The organism is Pseudonocardia sp. CA-142604 (genome assembly GCF_050948475.1).
GTDB lineage: Bacteria > Actinomycetota > Actinomycetes > Mycobacteriales > Pseudonocardiaceae > Pseudonocardia > Pseudonocardia alaniniphila.
The window spans coordinates 5754667-5781240 of the sequence record NZ_CP192045.1; the positions used below are offsets into that span (position 1 = coordinate 5754667).

The 26574-nt window shown below is 71.9% G+C and carries 21 protein-coding genes; 16 read left to right on the forward strand and 5 right to left on the reverse strand.

The window, feature by feature from the left end; genetic code table 11:
• Positions 1-19: 19 nt before the first annotated feature.
• The 6 genes from ACQPZQ_RS26110 to ACQPZQ_RS26135 all read left to right on the forward strand — a co-directional run bounded on the left by ACQPZQ_RS26110 (position 20) and on the right by ACQPZQ_RS26135 (position 7554).
• Positions 20-670 (forward strand): HemK2/MTQ2 family protein methyltransferase, encoded by a 651-nt coding sequence (locus ACQPZQ_RS26110; protein WP_433299368.1) that lies wholly within the window; start codon positions 20-22, stop codon positions 668-670.
• Positions 663-899, forward strand: coding sequence for a CDGSH iron-sulfur domain-containing protein (locus ACQPZQ_RS26115; protein ID WP_433284885.1), 237 nt, complete (start codon positions 663-665; stop codon positions 897-899). Before ACQPZQ_RS26110 ends, ACQPZQ_RS26115 begins: the two co-directional genes overlap by 8 nt.
• The gene (locus ACQPZQ_RS26120) at positions 868-1908 is read left to right on the forward strand and encodes an iron-containing redox enzyme family protein (protein ID WP_433284887.1); all 1041 of its coding nucleotides are present in this window, start codon (positions 868-870) and stop codon (positions 1906-1908) included. Before ACQPZQ_RS26115 ends, ACQPZQ_RS26120 begins: the two co-directional genes overlap by 32 nt.
• Positions 1909-1955: 47 nt before the next feature.
• Positions 1956-4439, forward strand: coding sequence for an ATP-dependent helicase HrpB (hrpB, locus tag ACQPZQ_RS26125; protein WP_433284889.1), 2484 nt, complete (start codon positions 1956-1958; stop codon positions 4437-4439).
• Positions 4440-4579: 140 nt separating this feature from the next.
• Positions 4580-6085, forward strand: a complete 1506-nt coding sequence (locus ACQPZQ_RS26130) for a glutamine synthetase family protein (protein ID WP_433284891.1) — start codon at positions 4580-4582, stop codon at positions 6083-6085.
• A complete protein-coding gene (locus tag ACQPZQ_RS26135; protein WP_433284892.1) occupies positions 6085-7554 on the forward strand; it encodes an APC family permease in 1470 nt (489 codons plus the stop codon). The genes ACQPZQ_RS26130 and ACQPZQ_RS26135 overlap by 1 nt, the downstream gene beginning before the upstream one ends.
• 14 nt (positions 7555-7568) lie before the next feature.
• On the opposite strand, the gene ACQPZQ_RS26140 is transcribed toward ACQPZQ_RS26135, so the two are convergent.
• The gene (locus ACQPZQ_RS26140; protein ID WP_241039107.1) at positions 7569-8021 is read right to left on the reverse strand and encodes a universal stress protein; all 453 of its coding nucleotides are present in this window, start codon (positions 8019-8021) and stop codon (positions 7569-7571) included.
• Positions 8022-8191: 170 nt separating this feature from the next.
• Between ACQPZQ_RS26140 and ACQPZQ_RS26145 the strand changes: the two genes are divergently transcribed.
• The 5 genes from ACQPZQ_RS26145 to ACQPZQ_RS26165 all read left to right on the forward strand — a co-directional run bounded on the left by ACQPZQ_RS26145 (position 8192) and on the right by ACQPZQ_RS26165 (position 12670).
• A complete protein-coding gene (locus ACQPZQ_RS26145; protein WP_433284895.1) occupies positions 8192-8683 on the forward strand; it encodes a DUF6319 family protein in 492 nt (163 codons plus the stop codon).
• A gap of 18 nt (positions 8684-8701) precedes the next feature.
• Positions 8702-10123 (forward strand): SDR family NAD(P)-dependent oxidoreductase, encoded by a 1422-nt coding sequence (locus ACQPZQ_RS26150; protein ID WP_433284897.1) that lies wholly within the window; start codon positions 8702-8704, stop codon positions 10121-10123.
• Positions 10124-10271: 148 nt separating this feature from the next.
• Positions 10272-11405 (forward strand): anion permease, encoded by a 1134-nt coding sequence (locus tag ACQPZQ_RS26155; protein WP_433284899.1) that lies wholly within the window; start codon positions 10272-10274, stop codon positions 11403-11405.
• Between the two features lie 24 nt (positions 11406-11429).
• Positions 11430-11669: a hypothetical protein gene (locus ACQPZQ_RS26160; RefSeq protein ID WP_433284901.1), complete on the forward strand. Its 240-nt coding sequence runs from the start codon at positions 11430-11432 to the stop codon at positions 11667-11669.
• Positions 11670-11815: 146 nt separating this feature from the next.
• Complete coding sequence (locus ACQPZQ_RS26165; RefSeq protein WP_433284903.1) at positions 11816-12670, forward strand: metallophosphoesterase; 855 nt, start codon at positions 11816-11818, stop codon at positions 12668-12670.
• Positions 12671-12691: 21 nt separating this feature from the next.
• On the opposite strand, the gene ACQPZQ_RS26170 is transcribed toward ACQPZQ_RS26165, so the two are convergent.
• Complete coding sequence (locus ACQPZQ_RS26170; protein WP_433284905.1) at positions 12692-13837, reverse strand: CaiB/BaiF CoA transferase family protein; 1146 nt, start codon at positions 13835-13837, stop codon at positions 12692-12694.
• Between the two features lie 198 nt (positions 13838-14035).
• Between ACQPZQ_RS26170 and ACQPZQ_RS26175 the strand changes: the two genes are divergently transcribed.
• The gene (locus tag ACQPZQ_RS26175; protein WP_433284906.1) at positions 14036-14914 is read left to right on the forward strand and encodes an endonuclease/exonuclease/phosphatase family protein; all 879 of its coding nucleotides are present in this window, start codon (positions 14036-14038) and stop codon (positions 14912-14914) included.
• A 21-nt stretch (positions 14915-14935) separates the two neighbouring features.
• On the opposite strand, the gene ACQPZQ_RS26180 is transcribed toward ACQPZQ_RS26175, so the two are convergent.
• Positions 14936-17905 (reverse strand): HAD-IB family hydrolase, encoded by a 2970-nt coding sequence (locus ACQPZQ_RS26180; protein WP_433284908.1) that lies wholly within the window; start codon positions 17903-17905, stop codon positions 14936-14938.
• Positions 17902-20166 carry a glycerol-3-phosphate 1-O-acyltransferase gene (locus ACQPZQ_RS26185; protein ID WP_433284910.1) on the reverse strand — a complete coding sequence of 755 codons (2265 nt, stop codon included), beginning with the start codon at positions 20164-20166 and terminating at the stop codon, positions 17902-17904. The genes ACQPZQ_RS26180 and ACQPZQ_RS26185 overlap by 4 nt, the downstream gene beginning before the upstream one ends.
• 137 nt (positions 20167-20303) lie before the next feature.
• Between ACQPZQ_RS26185 and ACQPZQ_RS26190 the strand changes: the two genes are divergently transcribed.
• The 4 genes from ACQPZQ_RS26190 to ACQPZQ_RS26205 all read left to right on the forward strand — a co-directional run bounded on the left by ACQPZQ_RS26190 (position 20304) and on the right by ACQPZQ_RS26205 (position 24945).
• Positions 20304-21449, forward strand: coding sequence for a glycosyltransferase family 4 protein (locus ACQPZQ_RS26190; protein ID WP_433284912.1), 1146 nt, complete (start codon positions 20304-20306; stop codon positions 21447-21449).
• Positions 21450-21506: 57 nt separating this feature from the next.
• Positions 21507-22733 carry a GNAT family N-acetyltransferase gene (locus ACQPZQ_RS26195; RefSeq protein WP_433284914.1) on the forward strand — a complete coding sequence of 409 codons (1227 nt, stop codon included), beginning with the start codon at positions 21507-21509 and terminating at the stop codon, positions 22731-22733.
• A gap of 68 nt (positions 22734-22801) precedes the next feature.
• A complete protein-coding gene (locus ACQPZQ_RS26200) occupies positions 22802-23680 on the forward strand; it encodes a tryptophan 2,3-dioxygenase (RefSeq protein WP_433284916.1) in 879 nt (292 codons plus the stop codon).
• Positions 23677-24945 carry a kynureninase gene (locus ACQPZQ_RS26205; RefSeq protein ID WP_433284918.1) on the forward strand — a complete coding sequence of 423 codons (1269 nt, stop codon included), beginning with the start codon at positions 23677-23679 and terminating at the stop codon, positions 24943-24945. Before ACQPZQ_RS26200 ends, ACQPZQ_RS26205 begins: the two co-directional genes overlap by 4 nt.
• 162 nt (positions 24946-25107) lie before the next feature.
• Here the strand turns inward: ACQPZQ_RS26205 and ACQPZQ_RS26210 are convergent, their stop codons facing one another.
• Positions 25108-26562, reverse strand: coding sequence for a UbiD family decarboxylase (locus tag ACQPZQ_RS26210; protein WP_433284920.1), 1455 nt, complete (start codon positions 26560-26562; stop codon positions 25108-25110).
• Positions 26563-26574: the final 12 nt, after the last annotated feature.

Below are 26574 nucleotides of genomic sequence, written 5' to 3' on the forward strand. Positions count from 1 at the left end.
CGGGCACAGATCCGACGTGATGCTGCTGCGGCCACCCGGGGTGTACCGGGCCGAGGGTGACTCCCGACTGCTGATCGACGTCATGTGCCAGGGCGATTTCGTCGACGGTCGCCACGTTCTGGACATCGGGACGGGAAGCGGGGCGTTGGCGGTGGCGGCGGCCCGCGCGGGCGCCGCCTCCGTCACGGCGGTCGATCTGTCGATGCGCTCGGTGATCGCGACCTGGCTCAACAGCAGGTTGCACGGAGCGCCCGTCTCGGTCCACCGGGGTGACCTCTTCGCCCCAGTGGCCGGACGGCGTTTCGGGCTGGTCGTGGCCAACCCGCCCTACGTCCCCGCACCGACCGCCGTCCTGCCGCGCCACCGCAAGGCCCGTTGCTGGGACGCCGGGCCGGACGGGCGGGCGCTGCTCGATCGGATCTGCGCGGGCGTGCCCGATGTCCTCGCGCCCGACGGTCACGTGCTGATCGTGCACTCGGCGGTGTGCGACGCCGACGCGACCGTCGAGGCGCTGCAGCGGGCGGGGCTCTCGTCCGGCCTGCTCGCCCGGGCCACCGTCCCGTTCGGCCCGGTCATGCGCTCCCGGGCAGCGCTCCTGGAGTCCCGCGGCCTGATCCACCCGGGGCAGAGGTTCGAAGAGCTCGTGGTCGTCGGGGCGCGCCATGCGTGACGCCGCACGGGAGGTCGTGCTCACCGACGAGGGCCCGCTCCTCGTGTCCGGACCCGTCGAGGTGGTGCTGCCGGACGGGCGGCGGGTGCGTTCCGATCGTCCGGTCACCGCGCTGTGCATGTGCCGGCGCAGCCGCCGTCAGCCGTTCTGCGACACCAGCCACCGGCGCAAGGTGCGCCACGACGAAGGGGAGGACCGTGCTCAGCAGAAGCCGACCGACGCTCGTTGAGCCGCCCGCGCTGCCGGAGCCGCGCGGCCCACTGTCGGCGGCGGTGATCGGATCGCTGCGCCGCGGGCCGGAGATCCTGCCGCCCGTCGACCCGGCCGATCCCTACGGCGAGGACCTGCAGCTCGCGCTGTACTGCCTCTACGAGCTGCACTACCGCGGGTTCGCAGGAGTGGAGGACGACCTCGAGTGGGACCCTGCGCTGCTCACGGTCCGGGCGGAGATGGAACGGATCTTCCTCGGCGCACTGCGCGCGGACGTCGCTCCATCCGACGGCTCGATCGACGCGGTCGATGCCGAACTGGAGTCACTGCTCGTCGAACCGGTGGACGCGCACGGCGTCTCCCACCACCTGCGCCGCGACGGCGAGCGGTGGCAGGTGCGGGAGTACGTCGCCCACCGGTCGCTCTATCACCTCAAGGAGGCCGACCCGCAGGCCTGGGTGATCCCGCGGCTGGACGGGCCGGCGAAGGCCGCGCTGGTGAGCGTCGAGCACGACGAGTACGGCGCGGGCGATCCGGACCGGATGCACGCGTACCTGTTCGCCGAGATGATGCGCGCGCTCGAACTCGACGCCTCGTACGGCGCGTACCTGGACGCGGCGCCCGCCCAGACGCTGGCCGAGGTGAACCTCATGTCGGTGTGCGGGCTGCACCGGGCGCTGCGCGGCGCGCTCGTCGGCCAGTTCGCCACCGTGGAGCTCACCTCCTCCCCCGGTTCCGACCGGCTCGTCCGCGCCATGCGCCGGCTCGAACTGCCGGACGCGGCGGTCGAGTTCTACGCCGAGCACGTCGAGGCCGACGCCGTGCACGAACAGACCGTGCGGCGAGGCGTGATCGCCCCGCTCCTGGCGGCCGAACCCACCCTGGCCGCGGACATCGTCTTCGGAATCCGGGCGAGCAGCCTCCTCGCCGACCGGTTCGGCGACCTGCTGCTGGAGCGCTGGGCGCAGGACCGCTCCGCGCTGCTCCACCCCCTCCCCGACGCCCCCGCGCTGGATAGAGCGTCATAGAACGAGCACCCGCCCACCGGGACAGCGGCCCCGGCAGACTGGCGGGGATGATCCTGCCGCTCGACCTACCCGACCTACCCGTCCGCAGCGTGCTCGACGAGGTCACGGCCACGCTGGCCACGCAGGGCAGCACGGTGCTCGTGGCGCCGCCCGGCACGGGCAAGACCACGCTCGTGCCGCTGGCGCTCGCGGCGGGTACGGAGGGGAAGGTCCTGGTCGCCGAGCCGCGCAGGCTCGCGGCTCGGGCCGCCGCCGCCCGGATGGCGGCGCTGCTGGGCGAGGCGGTCGGCGAGACCGTCGGTTACGCGGTGCGCGGCGACGCACGCCGGTCGGCGGCCACGCGCATCGAGGTCGTCACGTCGGGCCTGCTGCTGCGCAGGCTGATCGGCGACCCGGAGCTCGCCGGGGTGGACGCGGTCGTGCTCGACGAGGCCCACGAACGGCACCTCGACGCCGACCTGTTGCTCGCCCTGCTCCTCGACGCCCGCGACGGGCTGCGGCCCGACCTGCGTCTGCTCGCCACATCGGCCACGGTCGCCACCGGCAGGCTCGCCGAGTTGCTCGGCGCTTCCGGCGCGCCTGCCCCGGTGCTGGAGGTGCAGGCGCGGACCTTCCCCGTCGTGGTGCGGCACACGCCGCCGGTGCGTGGGGAGCGGATCGAGGCGTGCGTGGCCAGGGCGGTGCGCGACGCGCTCGCCGGGGACGACGGCGATGTCCTCGCGTTCCTGCCCGGCGTCGCCGAGATCCGGCGCACGGCATCCGCTCTCTCCGATGTGGACGCCGACGTGCTGCCGCTGCACGGGAGGATGCCGGCCGCCGACCAGGACGCGGCGCTTCGCCCCGGTCCCCGGCGCCGGGTGGTGCTCGCGACGGCGGTGGCCGAGTCCAGCCTGACCGTGCCCGGGGTCCGGATCGTCGTGGACGCCGGGCGGGCCAGGGTGCCCCGCGTGGACCACCGCCGCGGCCTGGCGGGGCTCGTCACCGTGCGCGTGTCAGCCGCCGTTGCCGAGCAACGGGCCGGCCGGGCGGGCCGGGAGGCGCCCGGAAGCGTGCATCGCTGCTGGCCCGAGGGGGAGCTGCTGGCGCGCTACCCCGAACCCGAGATCCGCACCGCCGACCTCAGCCGTCTCGCGCTCGACCTGGCCTGCTGGGGCACCCCGGACGGCTCCGCCCTGCGGTGGTGGGACGCGCCGCCGGAAGGTCCGCTGCTCGCCGGCCAGAACGTGCTGCGTGCGCTCGGCGCCCTCGACGGGACGGGCGCCACCGAGCGTGGGCGACGAATGGCCGAGCTGGGCCTGCACCCTCGCCTGGCCCGGGCCCTGCTCGACGGTGCCGCGCTCGTCGGCGCACGCAACGCGGCCGAGGTGGTGGCCCTGCTCGACGACGACACTCTCGCCTCCGGGGCCGAGGTCGACGGCGAGCTGCCCCGCCTGCGCTCGGGTGAGGCGCCGGGCTCGCGCCGCTGGCGCGCGGAGGTGACACGCCTGGCCCGCCTGCTGCCCGACGCGAGGAGCGGAAGCGGTGGCGCTGATGACGGCCCGCAGGAACGCGCCCGGCGAGCCGCGCTCGTCGTGGCTCTCGCCCACCCGGAGCGGCTGGCCCGCCGACGGGCGGCGGGCTCGTCGCTCTACCTGATGGCGGGCGGCACCGCCGTCGAGCTAGCCCCCGGCAGTGGCCTCGACGGTCACGAATGGCTCGCCGTCGCCGTCGCCGACCGCACGCCCGGCGCTCAGAACGGCCGGGTGCGGCTGGCCGCCCCCGCCGACCGGGAGCTGGCCGAGCTCGCCGCACCCGCGCTGCTCTCCGAGGCCGACGAGGTGGTCTGGCACGCGTCCGGCCGGACGGGCGGGGACGTCGTGGCCCGGCACGCCCGCCGGCTCGGCGCGATCGTCCTGGACGAGCACCGGGTGGCCCGTCCCGATCCGGCGGCCCTCCGCGAGGCGCTGCTCGAGGGCCTGCGGGTCGAGGGCACCGGACTGCTTCGCTGGACCGACGCCGCGAGGCGGCTGCGTGACCGTCTCGACACCCTGCACCGCGTGCTGCCCGACGACTGGCCTGACGTATCGGACGGGGCGATTCTCTCCGACCCAGACCGGTGGTGGACCGGTCCGTTCACCACTGCTCGCAACCGCGCGGACCTCGGCCGGATCGACGCCGGCGCGATCCTGCGCTCGATGCTGGACTGGCGGCAGGCCGCCGTCCTCGACGAGCTCGCTCCCGAACGGATCACAGTGCCGTCCGGCTCCAGGATCGCGCTCGACTACTCCGGCGAGCGACCGGTACTGGCGGTGCGGGTGCAAGAGGCGCTCGGCTGGACCGCCGGCCCGACCGTTGCCGCGGGGCGGCTGCCGGTGGTGCTGCACCTGCTCTCGCCCGCAGGCCGACCGGCCGCGGTCACCACCGACCTGGCCTCGTTCTGGGCCACCGGCTATCCCCAGGTCAGGGCCGAGCTGCGGGGCCGGTACCCGAAACACGACTGGCCGGAGGACCCGCTGACCGCCACACCGACCCGCCGGCCCCGCCGGCACTGATTCCCCGCACTATTACTACTCTTTTCTCTTTCCTTACTTTCGGCGCCGTTCTGACAACTCACACGGATTTCACACGGCCTCGGAAGAATGGCCACGCCACACGGCACTGGGTGACCCCAGGGGAAAGGTGGACAATTCGAATGACTGCAGCGAATTTCGTGTCGGCTGCCTCCGGTATCGGCCGGCAGGGATTCGTCGCCGAGCATGGCCTGCACACCGCCGACCAGCAGGCCGCGGCCGCTGCCGTGGCTGAGCAGATCGACCGGTTGGGAATCAAAACCATCCGGGCAGTGGTGGTGGATCAGCACGGGACGCCGCGGGCGAAGTTCCTGTCCCCCCACGCGGCGATCAGTGCACTGAGCAGTGGAGTGGACTTTTCGGGCGCGATCTACAGCATGGACACGGCGAACTTCGTCTACCCCGCGGCGTTCGCGGCCGGCGGCGGGCTGGGGATCGACGAGCTCACCGGGTTTCCGGACGTGGTCATCGTCCCGGACCCCACGACGTTCCGGGTGCTGCCCTGGGCCGACAGCACGGCCTGGATGCTGTGCGACGCCTACTTCTCCACCGGGAGCCCCGTACCGCTCGACCCGCGGCACGTCCTGCGCACGCAACTGAAGCGACTGGCCGAGCAGGGCCTGACCTACACCACCGGGCTGGAGGTCGAGTTCTACCTCACCCGCAGGCACTCCCCGGCGATCGGCATGCACGACACCACGCAGCCCCCCGCGGCGCTCGCGGTGGAACCGGTCCAGCTCGGCTACCAGTACCTCTCCGAGGTTCGCCTGGACTCCCTGCACGACCCGATCACCGCACTGCGCGACGGGCTGGCCGCGATCGGTCTACCGCCCCGGGCGATCGAGGACGAGTGGGGGCCAGGACAGCTCGAGATCAGCTTCAGCCCGATGACCGGTCTGGACTCCGCCGACGCCATGATCCTGTTCCGCTCGGCGGTGAAACAGATCAGCGCCCGGCAGGGGCTGCACGCCACGTTCATGTGCCGGCCGCTGCTGCCCAACTTCTTCGCGAGCGGATGGCACCTGCACGCCTCGCTGACCGATGCCGCGGGCGAGAACGTCTTCCGCTCCTCCGACGCCGTCCTGTCCCCGACCGGGATGGGCTATCTGGCCGGACAGCTCGCCCACGCCCCCGCCATGGCCGCGTTCGCCATCCCCACCGTGAACGGCTACTCCCGGCTGGCCCCCTACTCGTTCGCCCCTGACCGGATCTCCTGGGGCGTGGAGAACCGCGGCGTCCTCGTGCGCGTCCAAGGCGCCCCCGGCGATCCCGGCACGCACCTGGAGAACCGCCTCGCCGAACCGGCGGCCAACCCCTACTTCCTGCTCGCCGCCGACCTCGCCGCAGGCCGCGACGGCATCGCCCGAGGGCTGCAACCCCCACCGGCGGTCATCAGCGATCCCTACGCCAACCCGGCCCCGCCCCTGCCCACCACCCTGCTCGACGCGATCGGCGAATTGGACAAGGACCCGCTCTACCGCGAGCAGTTCGGCCCCGAGGTCGTCGACTCCTACCTGCTGATGAAACGCGCCGAGTACGCCCGCTTCGAGTCGGCCCGTGACACCGCTGACGACCCCGACACAGCTGCCGCCCACTGGCAGCAGCGCGAGTACTTCGAGTTCTACTGATGAACAGCACGCAACGCGACCCATTCATCCCGTCCCCCGGCCTCGCAACCGCCTCGCTCTCGACGAGGGACGTGATCGCGATCTCGGTGACGATCCTGGCGCCCGGGATGGCGATGCTGCTCAACGTCCCCGGCGTCGCGGTGATCGCCGGCGGCTCCACGCCACTGGCATTCGTGCTCGGTGGCATCGCCTGCCTCGCCCTCGCCGCCGTGGTGATCGGATTCACCCGCCGGATGGCCGCCGCCGGCTACGCCTACACCTACGTCAGCCGCAGCCTCGGCCCGACGATGGGCTTCATGGCCGGATGGCTGTACACGTTCGGCCTGGTCTGCTTCGTGCCGATGACGATGGCCGCGGTCGCCTACCTCACGTCGGATCTCTTGGGCCTGGGTCAGGTCTGGTGGTTCCCGATCTTCCTGCTCGGAATGGCCCTTCTGGTGGGGTTGTCGATCATCCGGATCGCGGTGACCAGCCGACTGCAACTGGCGGTTGCGGCCATCACGATCATCGTGATCCTCGTCGTCGACATCACGGTCACAGCAAAGGGCGGCGCCCAGGGGAACACCGCCGAGCCGTTCACATTCGCCCACACCGAGAAGGGCGGCTTCTCCGGGGTCTTCTACGGAATCATTCTCGGTATCACGTCCTACATCGGCTTCGAGAGCGCCGCCGACTTCGGCGAGGAAACCAAGAACCCGCGCCGTTCCATTCCGATCGCCGTCATCGCGGCAGTCGGCCTGGCCACCATCTTCTATCTCTGGACGACGTACAGCATGTCCATCGGATTCGGCGTGGAAAACGGAGCGGCGTTCGGCGCGGACTCGTTCGCGCTCAAGACGATCGCGGCCCAATTCGTGGGTGACACGCTGGCGTCTCTCGTGGAGATCGGCGCATTGCTGTCGGCCTTCTTCGTCTGCGTCGGGTGCGCCACCGCTGCCACCCGCACCCTTTTCTCGATGGGACGCGAGGGTGCACTTCCGCCGTGGCTGGGGCGCACGCACTCCCGCTTCCGGACGCCCGCGAACGCCGCACTCACCGTGGCGGCGGTGGCCACCGTGCTGGCCGCGCTGGTCGGATTCGGGCTGGGCACGAAGGATCTCGGCGGCGAACCCACCACGGTCTACTACTTCTTCGCGACGCTGGGCACGCTGTGCGTGATCCTCGTCTACATCGGGCTGTGCATCGGCGGCGCGGTGTTCTTCCGGCGCACCGTCGAGCGCTACTGCCTCGTCCGCCACCTCGTGGTACCCGCGGTCGGCGTGATCATCTTCGCCGCGGCGCTGTACGGCTCCGTCTACCCGACACCGCCCGAGCCGCTGGACATGACGCCGTACATCACGCTGGCCGCGATCGTCCTCGGCTTCCTCGCCCTCGGCCTCCTGCGCGTCAGCAGGCCCGAGGCGGTGGGCCGGATCGGGTCGATTCTCGGCGAGGAGGAACCGTCCGCCGTCTCCCGCGCGGCGGGGTGACCTGGGGCCGACCCCTACGGCACGACGGTGACCGGCCAGCGTCCGCTCCGCACCGCACGCACGGCAACCGACCCGAACAGCTTGTGGGCCGCGTGGGTGCTCGCGCCGACCAGGATGGCGTCGGCGCGGACCTCCTCGGCCACCTGCGTGAGCGCCAGCACCGGGTCGGCGGTGGCGACGACGAAGCGGACGTCCACCCCGTGCTCGCGTCCCAGCTTCTCGATGTCGGTGCGCAACTCCTCGCGGAGCTCGTCGGCCGAGTCCTCGGCGATCGGGAGCGCGAGCGCCCCTGCGCCGGCGAACGACGCCGCCGGGAAGCTCTCCGCGAACACGGCGACAACCCGTGCGCCCTGGCGGCGGGCCTGACCGAGGGCGTAATGGAAGGCACGCCATCCGGTGTCCGAGCCGTCCACCCCGACGACCAGCGTCATCGGGCCGTCGCATCCGAGCTCGAAGCGGTTCTTCATCGGATTGTTCCTCGCGGCCGATACGACCTGATCTTCACGGGCCCAGTTTATATAGCTTTGCTAATCAGTTGTACAGGGCGTGGGCAACCCCACCCCCCGGACATTTCGAACGGATGTTCTACGATCAACCTGGTTCGCCGCACTATCACGAGAGGGAGCACGCCACACCGATGAGCACGCCCCAGGCCACTACCGCCCCCCGGCGACCCGCCGGTTCCAGCGCCCCGGAAACCGCATCCGACGAGTCTGCTGCGGGCCCGGCATCCGAGTCGGCACCCACGGAATCGGCATCGGCGCCGTCCGACGCCCCGGCAGCTCCGGAGCCCGCCGACGCCGACGCCGGGGGCGAGAAGCCCCGCCGCGGCCGTCCGAAGGGCTCCAGCGCGCGCACCACCCGCACGATCGAGCTCACCCTCACGGTCAGCGGCACCGCCGACGGCGACTGGCAGGCGGAGCTCAAGCAGGGCACCACGTGGCTCAGCCGCGGCCTCCCGGTCACCGCCGCGGCGGTCACCCGCGCCGCACAGGAGCTGCACGAGGAGCTGGCCGGGCCCATCGAGGCCGTGATCGGCGCAGCCCGGGAGCAGCGCGCCGCCCGCGTCGCGGCTCTCGAGGCAGAGCTGGAGCAGGCGCGCAAGGCACTGGCAGAGATCACCGACTGACACCCGTACCCTTCGGGCGTGTCCGGTATCGACCCCGCCGACCTGCAGACCTGCCTCCGGGTGCTCGCCGAGGTCGACGAGCTGCCTCCCGAGCACCCGGACGCGGTCCGAATCCGGCGGGCCACCGCCGGCATCTACAAGTCGGTACGGCTGCGGCGCCGGGCAGCGAAGCGCGAGGCCGTCCTCGCCGCCGACAACGCGGTCACCGCAGCCACGGCCACAGGCTCTCCCGGCCGGATCGACGACGAGACGCGCGGCATCCCGCTCGTCTCCACCGCCCCCGACGCCACAGCGGGCACGCTGCTGCGCTCCCGGGCCTGCTACACGTGCAAGAACCGCTACCACGTGGTCGACGCCTTCTACCACCAGCTCTGCCCGTCCTGCGCAGCGCTGAACCGGAGCAAGCGGGACGCCCGCACCGACCTCACGGGCCGTCGCGCCCTGCTCACCGGCGGGCGGGCGAAGATCGGCATGTACATCGCACTCCGGCTGCTGCGCGACGGGGCGCACACGACGATCACCACCCGGTTCCCGAACGACGCCGTGCGCCGGTTCACCGCCATGCCCGACAGCGCCGACTGGCTGCACCGGCTGCGGGTCGTCGGCATCGACCTGCGCGACCCGGCCCAGGTCATCGGCCTCGCCGACACGGTGGCCGCCGAGGGATCGCTCGACATCCTGGTGAACAACGCCGCACAGACCGTGCGGCGCTCCCCCGGCTCCTACGCCGCGCTGCTCGAGGCGGAGCAGGCCGGTCCGGGCGCCACCGCCGAGCTGGTCGAGATCCTCACCTTCGACCACGTGCGCGGCGAGCGTCCGGCCGCCATCACAGGCGGGCTGCAGCGCACCCCGGCCGCCCTCACCGAACTGGCCCTCACCGCAGGCAGTGCCTCGCCCGAGCGGATCGCAGCCGGCACCGCGATCGACGCAGGCGGACTGCTACCGGACACCGCACCGGTGAACAGCTGGACCCAGCACGTGCAGGAGATCGATCCGCTCGAGCTGCTCGAAGTGCAGCTGTGCAACCAGACGGCACCGTTCCTTCTGGTGAGCAGGTTGCGGCCGGCATTGGCTGCCTCGACCGCCCGGCGCAAGTACGTGGTGAACGTCAGCGCGATGGAGGGCCAGTTCACCCGCGCCTACAAGGGCCCCGGCCATCCCCACACCAATATGGCCAAGGCCGCCCTCAACATGCTCACCCGCACGAGTGCGGGTGAGATGCTCGCAACAGACGGCATCTTGATGACGGCCGTGGACACGGGCTGGATCACCGACGAGCGACCGCACCCGCTGAAGCTGCGATTGGCCGACGAGGGCTTCCACGCCCCGCTGGACCTTGTCGACGGGGCGGCACGGGTGTATGACCCGATCATTCGCGGCGAGGCCGGCGAAGATCTGCACGGCTGTTTCTTGAAGGATTATTTCCCGACGCATTGGTAGCGTTTGACATTTCGGACAACGCGGATGGATGCTATCCGCCATCAACTCCGACGGGACCACGTGTATGTTTTCTTAATGGTTCATGTGCCGTTCACGTACGGGTCCGTAGCGTGGTGCGCGTGGCCGTAACCCGAAGGGACCTGCGCATATGAACTACTCGGTCATCGTCGTGGTGGTGGTAATAACCGCCCTGGCGTTCGACTTCACGAACGGCTTCCACGACACGGCCAACGCCATGGCGACCTCGATCGCCACCCGCGCCCTTCCCCCGAAGATCGCGGTCTTGATCTCAGGAGTACTCAACGTCGTCGGCGCCTTCCTCTCCGTCGAGGTGGCCAAGACGATCTCCAACGGACTGGTGGATGAGGCCCGCATCACACCGGTCGTGATATTCGCCGGCCTCGTCGGCGCAATTCTCTGGAACTTGATCACCTGGCTGCTCAGCCTGCCGTCGAGCTCCTCGCACGCGTTGTTCGGCGGGCTGATCGGAGCGACGTGGGCGGCCGCCGGAACCGGAGCGATCAACTTCGGAGCGCTGTTCAGCAAGGTGATCCTGCCTGCGGTGGCGTCCCCGCTCGTCGCCGGGATCATCGCGCTGATCGCGACCTATCTCGCATACAAGATCACGGCGCGGGTGGACCAGAGCACCACCAGCGGCGGGTTCCGGGTCGGCCAGATCGTGTCGGCGTCATTGGTCTCGCTCGCCCACGGCACGAGCGACGCACAGAAGACCATGGGCGTCATCACCCTCACGCTGATCACCGCGGGTGCACTGCCCTCCTCCGCCGGCCCGCCCGTCTGGGTCATCCTGACCTGCGGCCTCGCCATCGGACTCGGAACGTACTTCGGCGGCTGGCGGATCATCCAGACCCTCGGCAAGCGGGTGAGCGACATCCAGACCCCGCAGGGATTCGCCGCCGAGGTCAGCAGCGCTGCTGTCATCCTCACCTCGTCGCACATGGGCTTCGCTCTCTCCACCACCCACGTCGCCACAGGATCGATCTTCGGGGCCGGGGCGGGTCGTCGCCTCGCGTCGGTCCAGTGGGGTGTCGCCGGACAGATGGCCATCGCCTGGATCGTGACGCTGCCGGCCGCCGCTGTGGTCGGAGCGGTCGCAGCATGGGCCGTCAACGACGGCGGCACGGTCGGCACCGTGGTCGTAGCGGTGGTGGGCGTCGGCGTCGCGGCCGGCATCTACGTCGCCTCGCGCCGCCGCCCGGTCACCGCCCACAACGTCAACGACGTACCGAGCGTTCCCGAGCCCGTTGCGGCTCGTGCCTGACGGTCCTACGAAGGAGTAACGGACGTGAACATCGACTGGGGATCCCTGCTGCTGGTGGCTCTCGTGTCGCTGGCGGCGGCGGTCGCCGTGGTGGTGCTCGTGGCGCTGGCGCTCGTCGGCGTATCCGCCGCGCGCAGCGACGTGACGCGTCCACAAGGCGGTGCGGGCGCGATCAGTCCCGCCATCGGCATGACGATGGCCTGCGTGTGCGTGCTGGCGTCGGTGGCGATCGTCGCCTACGGCATCTACCTGGTGGCGAGGTGACCCGCAGGAAGTAGCGGGTGTCGTGAGCCAGGCCGTGGCCCGGCCGTCCCGATCCCGGGGCGGCCGGGTCCGTCGTTCGCGCCGGGTGGATCAGCCGGGTTCGGTGTGACGTGGCGCCGTCCGTAGCCCCGGACCACGATGGGGGTGTGACGACCGCTACCCATACGTTGATACAGCTCACCGACCTGCATCTCGTGGGCGAGGGTGACGACTTCCCCGGTGGGGTCGACACCGCGGCCCTCCTCGAGCGTGCTCTGCGGACCGTCCTCGATGTGGGAGCCGCGGCCGGTGCGCTCGTGGTCACCGGCGACCTCGCCGAGCACGGACGCCCCGAGGAGTACCGGCGGGTGCGCGCGCTCGTGGAACCGGTCGCCGACCGCCTCGGGATACCGGTGGTCTACGCCGCCGGCAACCACGACGACCGCGAGGCGTTCCGCGCGCATCTCCTGGGTGAGGCGCCGTCCCGGGAACCGCTCGACCAGGTCGTTCGCGTGGGAACGCTGCGGATCATCGTGCTGGACAGCACGGTGCCCGGCCAGGCCCACGGATCCCTGCGCCCGGGCCAGCTGGCCTGGCTGCGCGCCGAGCTGGCCGAACCCGTCCCCGCAGGCACGGTGCTCGCCCTGCACCACCCGCCCCTGCCCAGCGCCTCTCCGCTCGCCGCGTCCATTCCCCTGCTGAACCGTGAGGAGCTCGGGGACGCGATCGCCGGCACCGACGTCCGCGTGGTGCTCGCCGGCCACACGCACGTCGCCAGCGCGGGGACGCTCCGCGGAATCCCCGTCTGGACCGGCGGGCCGATCGCCACCACCATCGACGTCTCCACGCCCGGGACCGCGCTCCGCACGGTCGCGGCGCCGTCGGTGAGCCGGATCGACCTGTTCGCCGACGGCCTGCTGACCACGTCCGTGCCGGTGGGGGCCGAGGTCATGGCGGAGGTACCGGACCAGGAGATGGAACCGAAGCTCGCGCGACTGCGCGCGGCGGCCGGCCTGGAGTGACGGGCCGGCGCTGACACCGGCTCATTCCTCCAGCCAGCGCAGGATTGCCGCCGTGTGCTCGCCCACCTCCGGGATCGGGTCCATGCGGGGCGGGCGGCCCGGCAGCGTGATCGGTGGCAGGAGCGTGCGAAGCGGACCGACCGGAGAGCCGACCTCGGTCCAGCGCTCCCGTGCGGCGAGCTGGGGGTGTTCGAGCACCTCCGCCACCTCGCGACGACGGGCATGGGCGATCCGGGCCTCGGTGAGCCGTTGCGTCACCTCGGCGCCGGTGAGGTGGGCGAACACGGCATCGATCTCGGCGTGCAGCGCCGGGCGGTGCTCCACCCGCAGTGAGCCGCTACGGAACCGCTCGTCGGCGGCCAGCCCCGGTCGCTGCAGCACGACCCCGCAGAACGCCACCCACTCCCGCTCGTTCTGGATCCCGAGCACGACCTCGGTGCCGTCTCCCACCGCGAACGTGCCGTAGGGCGCGATCGCGGAGTGGCTGGTCCCTGCCCGCCGCGGCGGTGTGCCGCTACCCGCCGTGTACTGCAGCGGGAACCCCATCCACTCGACCAGTGTGTCGAACAGGCTGATCTCCAGATGCGTGCCCACGCCCGTGCGCTCACGGTCGTAGAGGGCCGCAAGGATCCCGGAGAACGCGTACATGCCCGCGCCGATGTCCGCGGCGGGAATCCCGCTCTTCGCGGGCTCGTCGGGCGTGCCGGTGACGGAGACGAGACCCGCCTCGGACTGGATCAGCAGGTCGTAGGCCTTCGCGTCACGGTACGGGCCCGACGGGCCGTACCCGGAGATCGAGCACGTGATCAGCCGTGGGAACCTCGCCCGCAGCTCCTCATGACCCAGCCCGAGCCGCTCCGCCGCGCCGGGCGCGAAGTTCTGCACGAAGACGTCCGCGCGGGCGAGCAGCCGGGGCAGCACTGCGTCCGTGCCCGCCCCCGCGTCGGCCTTCAGGTCGAGCGCCAGGCTCTCCTTCGACCGGTTGAGCCAGACGAAGTGGCTGGACAGGCCTCGCACCGTGGTGTCGTAGGCACGGGCGAAGTCGCCGTCGCCCGGCCGCTCGACCTTGATCACGCGGGCTCCGAGCTCGGCGAGCTGGCGGGTGGCGAACGGCGCGGCCACGGCCTGCTCGCAGGACACGACGAGGATTCCGTCCAGGGGCAGCACAACCGCATCATCCCCCGCCGCCGCAGCCGGCGGCCTGCTGACGAGTCGGGCGCATGGCCCACGCCACACCCCCGGCGCGCCCGTCGACGTTGGCCGAGGCGCCGCGAGCCGGCCACACGCCCGACACGCCTGTGCAAGGTCATCGGCCTACCTCTTGTCGTGGGAGCTCCGCGCCGACAGACGGGGGATGCAGCCGCAATGCGTGTCGTCACGTACAACATTCAGTTCGGCAGAGGCCGCGACGGCCGCTACGACATCGACCGCACTGCGCAGGCGCTGGAAGGTGCCGACATCGTCGGTCTCCAGGAGGCCGAGGCGTACTGGGACAGGTCGGGCAACATCCACCAGGTCGAGCACATCGCCGGCGCTCTCGGTGACTACCACTTCGTCTACGGCGCCACCATCGACATCCACAAGACGGTGGCCGGAGTGCATCGTCGTCGTCAGTTCGGGAATGCGGTCCTGTCGCGGTGGCCGATCCTGACGACTCGGACATTCCTCTTTCCGAAGCTCAGTCCGCTCAACGCCCATTCCATTCAACGTGGGCTCACCGAGGCGACGATCGAGACGCCACTGGGTGTCGTCCGCGTGTACACCAGCCATTTCTCGCACCTGTGCACAGAGGAACGCATACAGCACGCCCAGCTCTCGCTCGACATTCATCGGCGCGCAGCGGCCGACGGAACCGTGAACTCCGGTACGGCCATCACGGACAACGCCCGGATCGACCCGTCGTGGAACGAATCCCCGCCGCCCGCCGTGCCCCCGAGCGCGATCCTGATGGGCGACCTCAACTTCACCCCCGACGACCCCCCGTACTCGCTTCTGGCCGGACCGCGGAGCTCGGGATACGGGCGGCTCGTTCGGCCCGACGGATTCGTGGACACCTGGACCGTGGCGGGCAACCGCGAGGAGGACGGGCCCACCCTCTACCGCGACATGGACACCAAGCGCGGCATTCGGATCGACTACATCCTCGCCACGCCCGACCTCGCCCAACACGTCAAGAGCGCCGAGGTCCTGACCGACACCGAGGCATCGGACCATCAGCCCGTGGCCACCACCTTCGCGGAGTAGGCCCGGCCTCCGGCGTCGCCGTCAGCCCGCCAGCGCCACCACCTCGTCCAGGCCGGCCCGCAACCCCGCCATCAGCACGGCAGGCTCCGTGATCGCCGCCGGGTCGAGGTTGACGCCGATGCAGCACGTCCCGTCGTGGGAGAGCAGGGTGATCGTCGCCGCCACGCCCGGCAGCGGGCCGAACGGGTACATGCGCGTGATCCGGGCACCGGCGATGTACACCGGGTGGCTCACCCCCGGAAGGTTGCTGACCTGCACGTCGTTGGCCGAGGTCAGCCGGGCCGATGCGGGGCCGAGCACGGCTCCGGGCAGCCACGGCAGCGCGGGGGCGAGCAGGCCCACCACGTCCACGCCGGCGCCCGACCGCGCGGTGAGCACGAACTCCCGCACCGCCCGGATCCGGGCGACGGCGTCGGGCTCGTCGAGCGGCCCGGGAAGACGGGCGCCGGTGAACCGGTTGCCGCCCTGCGGGTCGTCCTGCGTACGGAGGCTGATCGGGATGCCGATCGGAATCGTGCCCAGCTCGGCGCCGAAGTGCTGGTGGTAGTGGCGCAAGGCGCCGAGCACCGCGGCCAGGTACCCGTCGTTCAGCGACCCGCCTGCGGCCTTCGCCCCCGCCTTCAGCTCGTCGAGACCGACGTCGATCACCTCGAAGTGCCACTGACCGCTGCGCTCCGCGAGCAGCGGGGAGTGGCCCGTCGTCGGGGGCGCGACGGTCTTGCCGAGCGAGCGGACGGTCTCGACGGCCCGCGTGGCGACCGCCTCCGGCCTGGCCAGCGCGCCGAGTACCTCGGCACCGCGGCGCACCACCTCACCCGGCACCCCGCGGGCCGCTCGCCCCACCTGCTCGGTCAGCAGCTCGACCGGGGACACGGGCGGCTCGGGGTGCGGCTCCGGCGGCTCGGGCCGGTGCGGGTCGTGCTCCGGTGAGCGGCTGTGCAACATGCCCATGAGCTGCACGGCACCGAGGCCGTCGGTCGCGCTGTGGTGCGTGGTCACGACGTAGGCGGCGCGACCGCCCTGGAGGCCCTCCACCAGCAACGCCCGCCACAGCGGCCGGTCGCGGTCGAACTGGGCCGCAGCGAACTCCTGCACCACGTCGAGCAGCTGGCGCGTCGAACCCGGGCGCCGCAGCCGCACCCGGGACAGATGATGGACGAGGTCGAGATGGTCGACCGCCTCCCAGGTCGGCGTGCCGATTCCCAGCGCGGGCTCCACCACCCGCTGGCGCATCCGGGGCACCATCCGCGAGGCCCACTCGTGCGCGGCGACGAGCCGTTCCCAGTCCGGCGCCGGGTCGAGCAGCTCCAGCAGCGTCACGTTGGAGCGCAGTCGCGGGTCCCCCGCCTCGCCGCGCCACATGGCCGTCTCCAGCGCGTTCATCTCGCGCGCGGTTCCCCATCGCAGTGGGCGCGCGTCGAGCGGCGCGCCCACGGGACCGGACGGGCCGGCCGTCACGGTGACCTCCCCGTTCGGCACGCGGGACGGACCGCTGCGGCCGTCCCAGTGCGCGAGGGTGTCGATGTACTGGTCACGGACCTCCGCGATGTGGCGGTCCAGCTCCTCCACCGTCCACCCGCCGGTCGGGATCGGCGGGAGCACGGTGACCTGCACCGTGCCCTCACGCAGGGTCGACGCCCCGCGCCACATCAGCTCGCCGGCGTTGCGGATGACGATGGGCACGATCGGGACGCCCGCCTGCATCGCGACGTGGAACGCGCCCTTCTTGAACCGGCCCAGCGCCGGGGTGGCCGACCGTGTGCCCTCCGGTGCGACGACGAGCGAGATCCCCTCACGCAGCCGTTGCACCGCGGGCTCCAGTGCCGCCCGCGCCGCGCCGGTGTCGGCGCGGTCGACGAACGCCACGTCGGCGAGCCGGAACGCCAGCCCGAACCCGGGCACGCTCGCGGCCTCCTTCTTCACGACGGCGGTGAATCGGGTGCGCAGCAGCTTCGTCAGGATCAGGACGTCGAGCTGGCTCTGGTGGTTGAACAGGAACACGGCGGGACGGGCGGAGACGAGGTGTTCGGCGCCGCGGACGTCGAGCCGCACCCCGCCCAGCGCGGTGCCCAGCTCGCCCGCGAGCGTCAGCCCGAGATCGACGGCCTCGCGCCGCGTGCCCTCCCCGGCAATGCTGTTGAGCGCCCCGAGCGCGAGACCCGCGGCGAACCCGCCGAGCGTGCCGCCGACGGCCCCCACCGTGCGGGCGATCTCCCGGGCGCCCGGACGGCCGCGGTGACGGAAGCGGGCGATCGGCCAGTTTCGCCGCATCGCCTCGGCCGCCAGCCCCGGTCCGGGGTTCAGCGCCCGCGCCCGCCCGGCCATGCCGAGGAACGGCACGTCCTCGTCGCCGTTGGAGTAGGCGTAGCTCGCGGCCAGATCGATGTCGTGGGCCTGCGCGAACGTCCGCACGGCGGTGGCCTTGCCCGCACGCCACAGCGGCGGGCCACCCGGACGGCCGGTCGCGAGCCCGTTCTCGAACTCCACGGGTGTCACGAGCACGTGGTCGACGCCCATCGCACGCGCCGCGGGCTCCACCTGGAACCTCGTGGCCGACGACGCCAGCACCACGGTGTGCCCGGCCCGGCGGTGCGCCTCCACCAGCCGCCACGCCTCGGGATAGAGCGACCCGGCGACGCCTTGCATCCACAGCCGCTCACCGAGCTGCGTCAGCTCGTCCTCGTGGCGACCCGCCCACGCCCGCATGCCGAGCAGGAAGAAGTCCTCGAAGTCCTCTTCCGAGAACATCACGGTGAGCCCGCGCATGCCCAGGAGCAGCATCCGTCCGATGTCGGCGGGGGTGACGTGCCCCGAACGCAGGTGGTGGCGCGCGAATGCAGCGAGGGAGTAGCCGTCGATCAAGGTGCCGTCGAAGTCGAAGAAGGCGCCGACGCGAGGTCCCTGTGGACCCGCCTCGACGTCGGCGATCAGCTGCTCCTCGCTCCAGACCTGGGCAGCGGATCCCGCTGTGCCCGTGCTCGCCTGGGTCATGGCTCGACACCTACCGCCTCTCGCCGCGACGCGGCATCGATCTCGTCGATCCGGATCACCCGGCGGACGACGTCGCCCAGCTGGGCAGCGAACGCCTGCCGCTGCTGTGCGACCGCCTCCTGCTCCGCAGGGCTGTCCGCCTGACGCAGCAGGTCCCGGTTGCCTGCCAGCTTCAGAGCGCTTCCGAAGAGCTCACGGGACAGCGACTCCGGACCGTGCAGCCGTCCTTGGAGCAGCATCTGCTGCCCGACGCCGCTGCACTCGTCGAGGAACGCCTTCTCCACGATCGGCTCTCCCGGCGGCCGGGCGGCCAGCCGCTCGGCCACCACCAGCTGAGCGTCCAGGAACGACCGCAGCACCCGGTGCGCGATGAGGAACTCGGCACCCGCGAGAACCCGCTCGCCCTCGGCGTTCTCCCACGCCGGGTCGAGCCCGCGTAGCTCGGCCGACAGCTGCGCCCGGTAGCTGTCACGGTCGGGGAAGAAGAACTCGAACTTCAGCAGGTCGCGCAGTTGCATCGCTTCGTCCCAGCGACCGCCCGGAGCGCTGAGCAGCATGAGTTCGGCGATCGCCCGGTCGATGAAATGGTGGATGGCGCTGTTGCGGTAGAAGGCGGCGATCAGGTGCTGTCCGCGCTCGATCGCGTAGACCGGCTCCTCACCGCCGCGGTACACCGTGACGACCTTGGAGTCGGCCAGGGCGGCGAGCACCAGGCTCAGGCCGGCCTCCGTGTCCAGCGGGTCGGGCCGGTCGGGGTCGACGGCACAGCCGCGGGCTTTGACGTAGCTGCGCACCGGCTCGAGCACGCGCTGCACCTGCCCGAGCGTCAGCGCCCGGTCGCGCACGCCGAGCAGCGCCAGGGTGACGAGCGCCGTCGCGACCACCGGCGTGACCCGGTTGATCCCCACGGCGACCTCGAAGGCGACCTTCTGCAGGGCCAGCCGGTGGGCCGCCTCGTCCTGCGGGGTGCCCAGCGCCGCACGCAGCGAGATCGGCTCGGCGAACCGCACGTACGCGGTGCCGATGGGGTGCAACTGGGCCTTCGCGTATCGCGCGAGCCAGGCCAGCCCCTCCCCCTTCTTCGGCACCCCCGCCTGCTCGGCCGCCATCGCCGACACCTCGCGCAGCTGGTCGTAGGTGATCGAGACCGGCACGAGGTGGACGTCCTCCACACGGCCGGTTTCCACGGCCTCCGCCACGTTGGCGAGCAGTCCGTAGCGGGGCGGGCGCAGCTTCCCGGTGCGGGAGCGGCCGCCCTCCATGTACCACTCCAGGTTGAACCGCTTGGCCAGGAGGAACGCGAAGTACTCGCGGACCGCGAGCTTGTAGATCTCGTCGTCGCCGAAGCTTCGCCGGATGAAGATGACTCCTGACCGCTTGGCCAGTGGCCCGACCGGCCAGAACCTGAGGTTGTCGCCCCCGAGCACGTGGTTGCGCGGGAAGTCGTTCTCGGCGAGTACGTCGGCGAGCAGCAGCGGGTCGGCGTAGGAGCGGTGGCTCGGCAGGAACACCAGGGGGTAGCGCCGGTTCAGCTCGCGCAGCTTCTCCAGCCCGGCGCTGTCCACCTGCACGTCCCATGCCCTCGCGTGCAGCGGGCGCAGTGCGGACGTCAGCAGGTCGACGGCCACGGGGCTCATCGAGGCGACGAGGCCGTCCAGGTCGGCCCTCGCCTTCGCGGCGACGTCCGCCTCGGGCCGGCCGAGCTTCGCGGCCAGCTCGGCGATCTCGCGGCGGAACTCGGGGCTCTCCTCGATCGCCTCGGCGACCTGGCGCGGAACCTTGTACCGGTGCCCGACCAGCGCGCGTTCGGCCCGGTCCAGCGCCAGCGAGGCCTGCCGGGCGACGAAGTCACCGAAGGCGCCCGTACGGAGCGACGGGCGGCTGCCGGTGAACCGCTCCTCCAGGTCGCCGACGGTGGCCGGCTCGGCCACCACCACCGCCACCCGGTCCGGCTCCCGCCTGACGATGCGGGCCTGCTCGACCGGGAGGGGATGACGCGGGTTGCGCAGCGCCGCCACGTCGGCCCACCGCACGCGACGCTGCCCGCCCCGCTCCCGCGGCAGCCACGCCACGCGCACCGCGGCGACGACCGCCTCGTCACCGTGCTGCGCCACCGACGGGGCCAGCGCCGCACCCTCGACGGGCAGCACAGCCACCGGATGCAGCCCCTCCTGCCGCACCCAGTCCTCGACGAGCCTGCGTTCCACACCGGTCGTCGCGTCCACCAGCAGGATCAGCGGGGCCCCGTCGTGCACGTCCATCCGCCCACCTTCCGTCGATGGCCCATCCTGCCCCGCTGCGGCCGGGACGTGGTCGGTCGTGGCTGATTCGGGGTCATCTGAACAACCACCCGTGTCCCCGAGGGCGGAACGGGCGCGCGTCAGTACCCTGAGGGCCCGTGAAGATCGCGCATCTCGTCCAGACCCTGCATCCCGACGCCCCGGAGATCGGGCTGGTCGACCTCGCCGGGGCGGCGCGGGAGATCGATCTCGAGATCGTGGTGATCGCGTTGGCGTCCACCTCCGAGACCAGCCAGGTCAGCGCGCTGCACCGGCTCGGCGTCCCGGTCAAGGAGCTCGGGCTCGGCCCCTGGGATCCGCGCGCGGTCACCCGTACCGCCCAGCTGATGCGCCAGCAGGGCGTGCAGCTCGTGCACACCCACCTGCCGGCCGCCGACGTGGTGGGAGCGGCGGCGGCCGTGCGCAACCGCATCCCGGCCGTGTCCACCCTGCACCGGATCGAGAACCTGCCGGCCGACCGGGTCGACCGGCTGAAGCGCACGGCCAAGATCCTCGCCCGGCAGCGGTTCATGTCCCGGACGATCGCGATCTCACAGGCGCAGGTGGAGTGGTACCGGAGCCTGGGCTCCGACACCCCGCAGGACCTCGTGCTCCTCCCGAACGGCGTCACCGATCCCGGCCCGGTCGACCAGGCCGAGCGGGAGCGCCGCCGCGCCGCCCTGGGTGTGGCCGACGGCGAGGTGCTCGCCGTGAGCACGGCACCGATGCGCCGGGACCAGGGCCACGAACTCCTGCTCGACGCCCTCGACTCGCTGCCCGACGGGCTGCCGCTGGTGGTCGCCATGGCGGGCGACGGACCGCTGCGTCCGTGGCTGGAGTCGCGTGTGGACGGAAGCGACGACCTGATGCGGCACGTCCGGTTCGTCCACCGCCACCAGGAGCCCGCCGCCCTGCTCCGGGTGGCCGACCTGGTCCTGCACAACGCCCGCTCCGGGGCCGCCCCCACCGCGCTGCTGCGGGCCATGGCGGCCGGCGTACCCGCCGTCGCCAGCCGGGTCGGTGGCGTTCCGGAGATCGTCACCAACGACACCGGAATGCTCGTGTCGCTGCACCCCGCCGCCATCGCCGACGCGCTCGTCGCGCTCACCCACGACGACGCGCGCCGGCAGCGGCTCGGAGCCGCGGCGCGCGCCCGGTTCCTCGCCGAGTACGAGGCCGTCGGCTGGGCCCGGCGGCTGCACGACCTCTACCGCGACGTGCTGGTGCCGGGCCGGGCCACGCCCGTGCGGCCACCCGCATCCTGAACGGATCCGCGCAAACCCGTCGACGCCACGCGGTCCGGGCAGCGAGAATCCGCCATCGTGCTGCAGCAATCCGAGCCCGGTGACCATCCCCCACCTGCCGCCCTGCGCCGCTCCAGGGCCGAGGACCTCCCCGCCATCGCCACGGTGGACGGGCGTGGCTTCGGCTTCCACTACCGCGACGAGGACATCGAGGCCTTCCGTCCCCTGTTCGAGCCGGACCGGTTCCTGCTCGCCGAGGACGACGGGCGGATCGTCGGGGTCACCGGATCGTTCCCGTTCCACGTCACGCTCCCCGGGGGCGCCACGCTGCCCGCACCCGGCGTCACCTGGGTCTCCGTGGCGGTCACCCACCGCCGCCGCGGCATCCTGCGGGCGCTGATGGAGGAGCAGCACCGCGGTTTCGTGGCCGAGGGCTCCGCCGTGTCGCTGCTGACCGCGAGCGAGGGCTCGATCTACGGCCGCTTCGGCTACGGAATCGCCACTCTGCACCGATCCGTGGAGATCACCCGCCGACGCGCGACGTTCCGCCGCGGAGCACCAGACCCCGGCGGCGTCCGTGAGATCGACACCACCGAGGCGCGGCAGCTCTTCCCCGAGATCCACCGGAGGTGGGTGGCAACCGTCCCGGGGGCGCTCAGCCGCAGCGACGCCTGGTGGGACAACGTCCTGCTCGACCGCGAATGGCAGCGCAACGGCGGCACCGCGCTCTTCCACCTCGTGCACGCCGACGGATACGCCTCCTACCGCATCGACCAGGGCGAACGGACGTGCCGGGTCGTGGACATGGTGACCGTCACCGAGGAGGCGCACGCCGCGCTGTGGCGGGTGCTGCTCGCCATGGATCTCCTGGAGACGGTGACCGTGTGGTCCCATCCGCTCGACGACCCCCTGCAGTACCTGCTCACCGACCCGAGGCAGGTGCGTACCACCGGCATCCGCGACGGGATGTGGGCCCGGGTCCTGGACGTGCCCGCAGCACTGTCCGCGCGCCGATACGCCTCGGAGGTCGACGTCGTGCTCGACGTGCACGACCCGTTCCTCGGCCGCGGCGGCCGGTTCCGCCTGCGCGGTGGCCCGGACGGCGCAGAGTGCGTGCGCGTCGACATGGGCGGGCCGACCGTGGCCATCGAGGTCGCCGCGCTGGGCCCACTCCTGTTCGGCGGGGAGCGTGCCACCACCCTCGCGCGCGCCGGGCTGCTCGCCACGGAGGACAAGACCGCCCTGCACAGCGTCGACCTCGCGTTCCAGGCCGAGTGCCTCCCGCAGCACGGCACGGGGTTCTGACCGGCAGGCGGGCCGCATGCGGGTGGCACCACGGGCTTCCCCTCCGGGGCGAGCCCTACAGTTTCCGTATGAGCGAGACCGGTGGGCTGCGTCCGCTCGAGGACGGGATCGTCCGGGAGTTCGGCGAGGACAGCTCTCGTCCGGGCCGGGTGAACCTGTCCTACGGCGCCTACCTGCACCTGGACGAGCTGCTGTCGGCGCAGCACCCCGTGAGCACGCCGGTGCACCATGACGAGCTGCTGTTCATCGTGCAGCACCAGACGTCCGAGCTGTGGCTCAAGCTGGTGCTGCACGAGCTGCGTGCGGTGCAGGCCCACCTCGCGGCCGACGACCTGCGGCCCGCGCTCAAGGGCCTGGCCCGGGTGAAGCACATCCAGCGCACCCTGACCGACCAGTGGTCGGTGCTGGCCACGCTCACACCGTCCGAGTACGCGGAGTTCCGCAGCTTCCTGGGTACGTCGTCGGGCTTCCAGTCCGACCAGTACCGGGCCGTGGAGTTCGTGCTGGGCAACAAGAACTCCGCGATGATCGAGCTGTTCGGCCACGACGAGCGGGCCCGCGCGCAGCTCACCGAACTGCTGGACCAGCCGAGCGTCTACGACGAGTTCCTGCGCTATCTGGCCCGCCACGGCCATGACGTTCCGCGATCGATCCTGGAGCGCGACGTCCGGCAGCCGCATACGTTCTGCCCGGAGCTCCTGCCGGTGTTCCGCCGCATCTACGAGCACTCCCACGAGTGCTGGGAGGCCTACGAGACCTGCGAGGAGCTCGTCGACCTCGAGGAGAACTTCCAGCTCTGGCGGTTCCGGCACCTGAAGACCGTCGAGCGGACGATCGGGGTGAAGCGCGGCACGGGCGGGTCGAGCGGCGTGAAGTTCCTGCGGGCGGCGCTGGAGCTCACCTTCTTCCCCGAGCTGTACGCCGTCCGTACGGAGATCGGAGCATGACCGCCGAGACCGTCGGCCTGGCCTCACGCGCCGCCGAGCTGGACGCCACCGACCCGCTGGCCGCCCACCGCGACCGCTTCGTGCCCAGCCCCGACGTCGTCGCCTACTTCGACGGCAACTCCCTCGGCCGTCCGCTGGCCGGCATGGCCGAACGGCTCGACCGGTTCGTCACGCAGGAGTGGGGCGGCGGGCTCATCCGGGGCTGGACCGGCGACGGGCCCGCTGATTCGCGCTCGGCCCGGCCGTGGATGGACTGGCCGGGATGGGTCGGCGACCGGATCGCCGCCGCCGCGCTCGGTGCGGCCCCCGGTCAGACCGTCGTCGCCGACTCGACGACGGTGCTGCTCTACAAGCTGGCACGGGCCGCGGTCGACGCGCAGGCCCGCGTCGGGCGTCGCGAGATCGTCCTCGACACCGACAACTTCCCGACCGACCGCTACGTGCTGGAGGGCATCGCAGCTGAGCGCGGCTGCGTCCTGCGCTGGATCGAGACCGACCCCGCCGAGGGCGTCACCGCCGAGCAGGTCGCGGCCGTCGTCGGCCCGGCCACGGGGCTCGTGCTGTTCAGCCACGTGGCGTACCGGTCGGGATGGCTCGCCGACGCCGCCGCCGTCACCCGCGTCGTGCACGACGCCGGCGGGCTCGTGCTGTGGGACCTCTGCCACTCCGCGGGTTCGGTGGAGCTGGAGCTCGACGCGTGGGGCGTGGACCTCGCCGCCGGATGCACCTACAAGTATCTGAACGGCGGCCCCGGCTCCCCCGCGTTCGGCTATGTCCGCCGCGATCTGCAGGACGTGCTGCGTCAGCCGATCCAGGGCTGGATGGGCAGGCGTGACCCGTTCCTGATGGGGCCCGGCTACGTGCCGGCCGACGGCGTCCGTGGCGTGGTGAGCGGAACGCCGCCGATCCTGGCGATGGTGCCGCTGCTGGCCGCTCTGGAGCAGCTGGAGGAGGCCGGGATCGCCGCCGTGCGGGCCAAGTCCGTGGCGCTCACGGAGTTCGCACTCGAACTGGTGGACGCCTGGCTCGTGCCCCACGGCGTCGAGGTGGCCTCACCCCGCGACCCGGCACGCCGCGGCGGCCACGTGACAATTCGCCGGCCCGGTTTCCGCGACCTGCTCCCCCACTTGTGGGAGCGCGGCGTGATCCCCGATTTCCGCGAGCCGGACGGCATCCGCCTCGGCCTGGCCCCGCTCAGCACGAGCTTCACCGAGGTCCACGCGGGCCTCTCGATCCTCCGCGATGTGCTGGCCGAGCACGCCTGAGCGCAGCGCAACGGACGGCACGCCGGTCCGACAGATCCGCACGACTGTGCCGCCCGGCGTGAACTGCCTACCTCCCGCCCCCGGAACACCCCCGCGCCGGACGAGCGTCCCCCTCGTCCACCGGGTACGCACGAACGTGCCGCTCGTCCGGCACGGGGGCCGTCAGCGCAGCGCGTGCTCCCATTTCTCACGCACTCCGCGCAGGTACTCCGGGCTGCTCTCCGCCACCCGGGGGAAGTCGGCGCGACGCTCGAAGGGGCGGCACGCGTCGATGATCGCCCGGCTGTTGTAGGCCGGCGCGCCCTCCGGGAGCATCGGGTCGAGCTTGCTGCCCCAGCCGTAGCGCATGATCTCGATGTCGCGGTCCGGGTCGCTGCGGGTGGACATCGCCCAGATCACCTGCTCCAGGTCGGAGCAGTCGATGTCGTCGTCGACCACCACCACGTACCGGTTCATGTAGGCCGCGGCCGGGCACTGTGCGGCGAGGTGCGCAACCTGCCGCGCGTGGCCCGGGTAGCGCTGCTCCAGCGAGACAGCGATGAAGAGCCGTCCGCCGCCGGACTCGTGCGCCCACGCCGCCGTGACGCCGGGCACGCCCATCGACACGAGCTCGTCGTGGATCATCGCCGACTTCATCACGGTGCGCATGTAGGAGTAGTCGTGCGGCGGACGACCGGGGGGCGCTCCGAGCAGGATCGGGTCGTCCCGGTGGTACAGCCGCGTGATCTCCAGGTTCAGGCACGGCCTGCGGCGGCCCGAGTAGTAGCCGGTCCACTCGCCGAACGGGCCCTCGTCGCGCATGTTGCCGGGGGTGAGCCAGCCCTCCACGGCGATCTCGCTGCCCGCCGGGATCGGCAGGCCGGTGTCCGGGGCGATGACCACCGGGACCCGTTCCCCGAGCACCGCGCCCGCGTACTCCAGTTCGGACACCCCGCCCGGCACCTCGGTGCCGCCGAGCGCCAGCAGCAGCGGGTCGTGCCCGAAGGACACCGTCACCGGGGCGCGGCCCTCGCGCGCGATCCACCGCTCGATGTTCTGCGCCCCGTGCTTGCCGGGGACGGCCGCGATCGTGGTGCTGCGGCCGTCGTCCTGCACCTCCATGCGGTAGCAGCCGCCGTTGTGCACGCCGGTCTCCGGGTTGCTCGTCACCACGAAGCACCCGGTGCCGACGAACCGGCCCCCGTCGTGCTCGTGCCAGCGCGGGACGGGGAACGCCAGTAGGTCGACCTGGTCGCCAGGGACCTCGTTGGCGAGCAGGGGTGCACTGTCCACCGGCACGACCGGGAAGTCGCGCGCGCGGGTCGTCCATTGCGACGGTTTGCCGCGGAGCGCGTCCACCAGGCCCGCGTCGTCCAGGTCGTCGCCGAGACGCAGGGTGTGCCCGAAGCGGCGGGACGAACCCGTGCTGCCGGTGAGCACCCGCATGCCGGCGGGATAGCCGGTGATCTCGTCGAACAGGACGGCAGGCGGATGCGGAAGGTGGTAGCTCACCTCGGCGATACCGCCGAGCTCCAGATCCCAATGCGCGCCGTGGACGTGACGCAGCTCGCCCATCTTCTGCACCGCGTCGATGTGGCTTCGTAGGCTCAACAGTGGTTCGTCACCGGGTGTGGTCATCCTGGCTGTGCC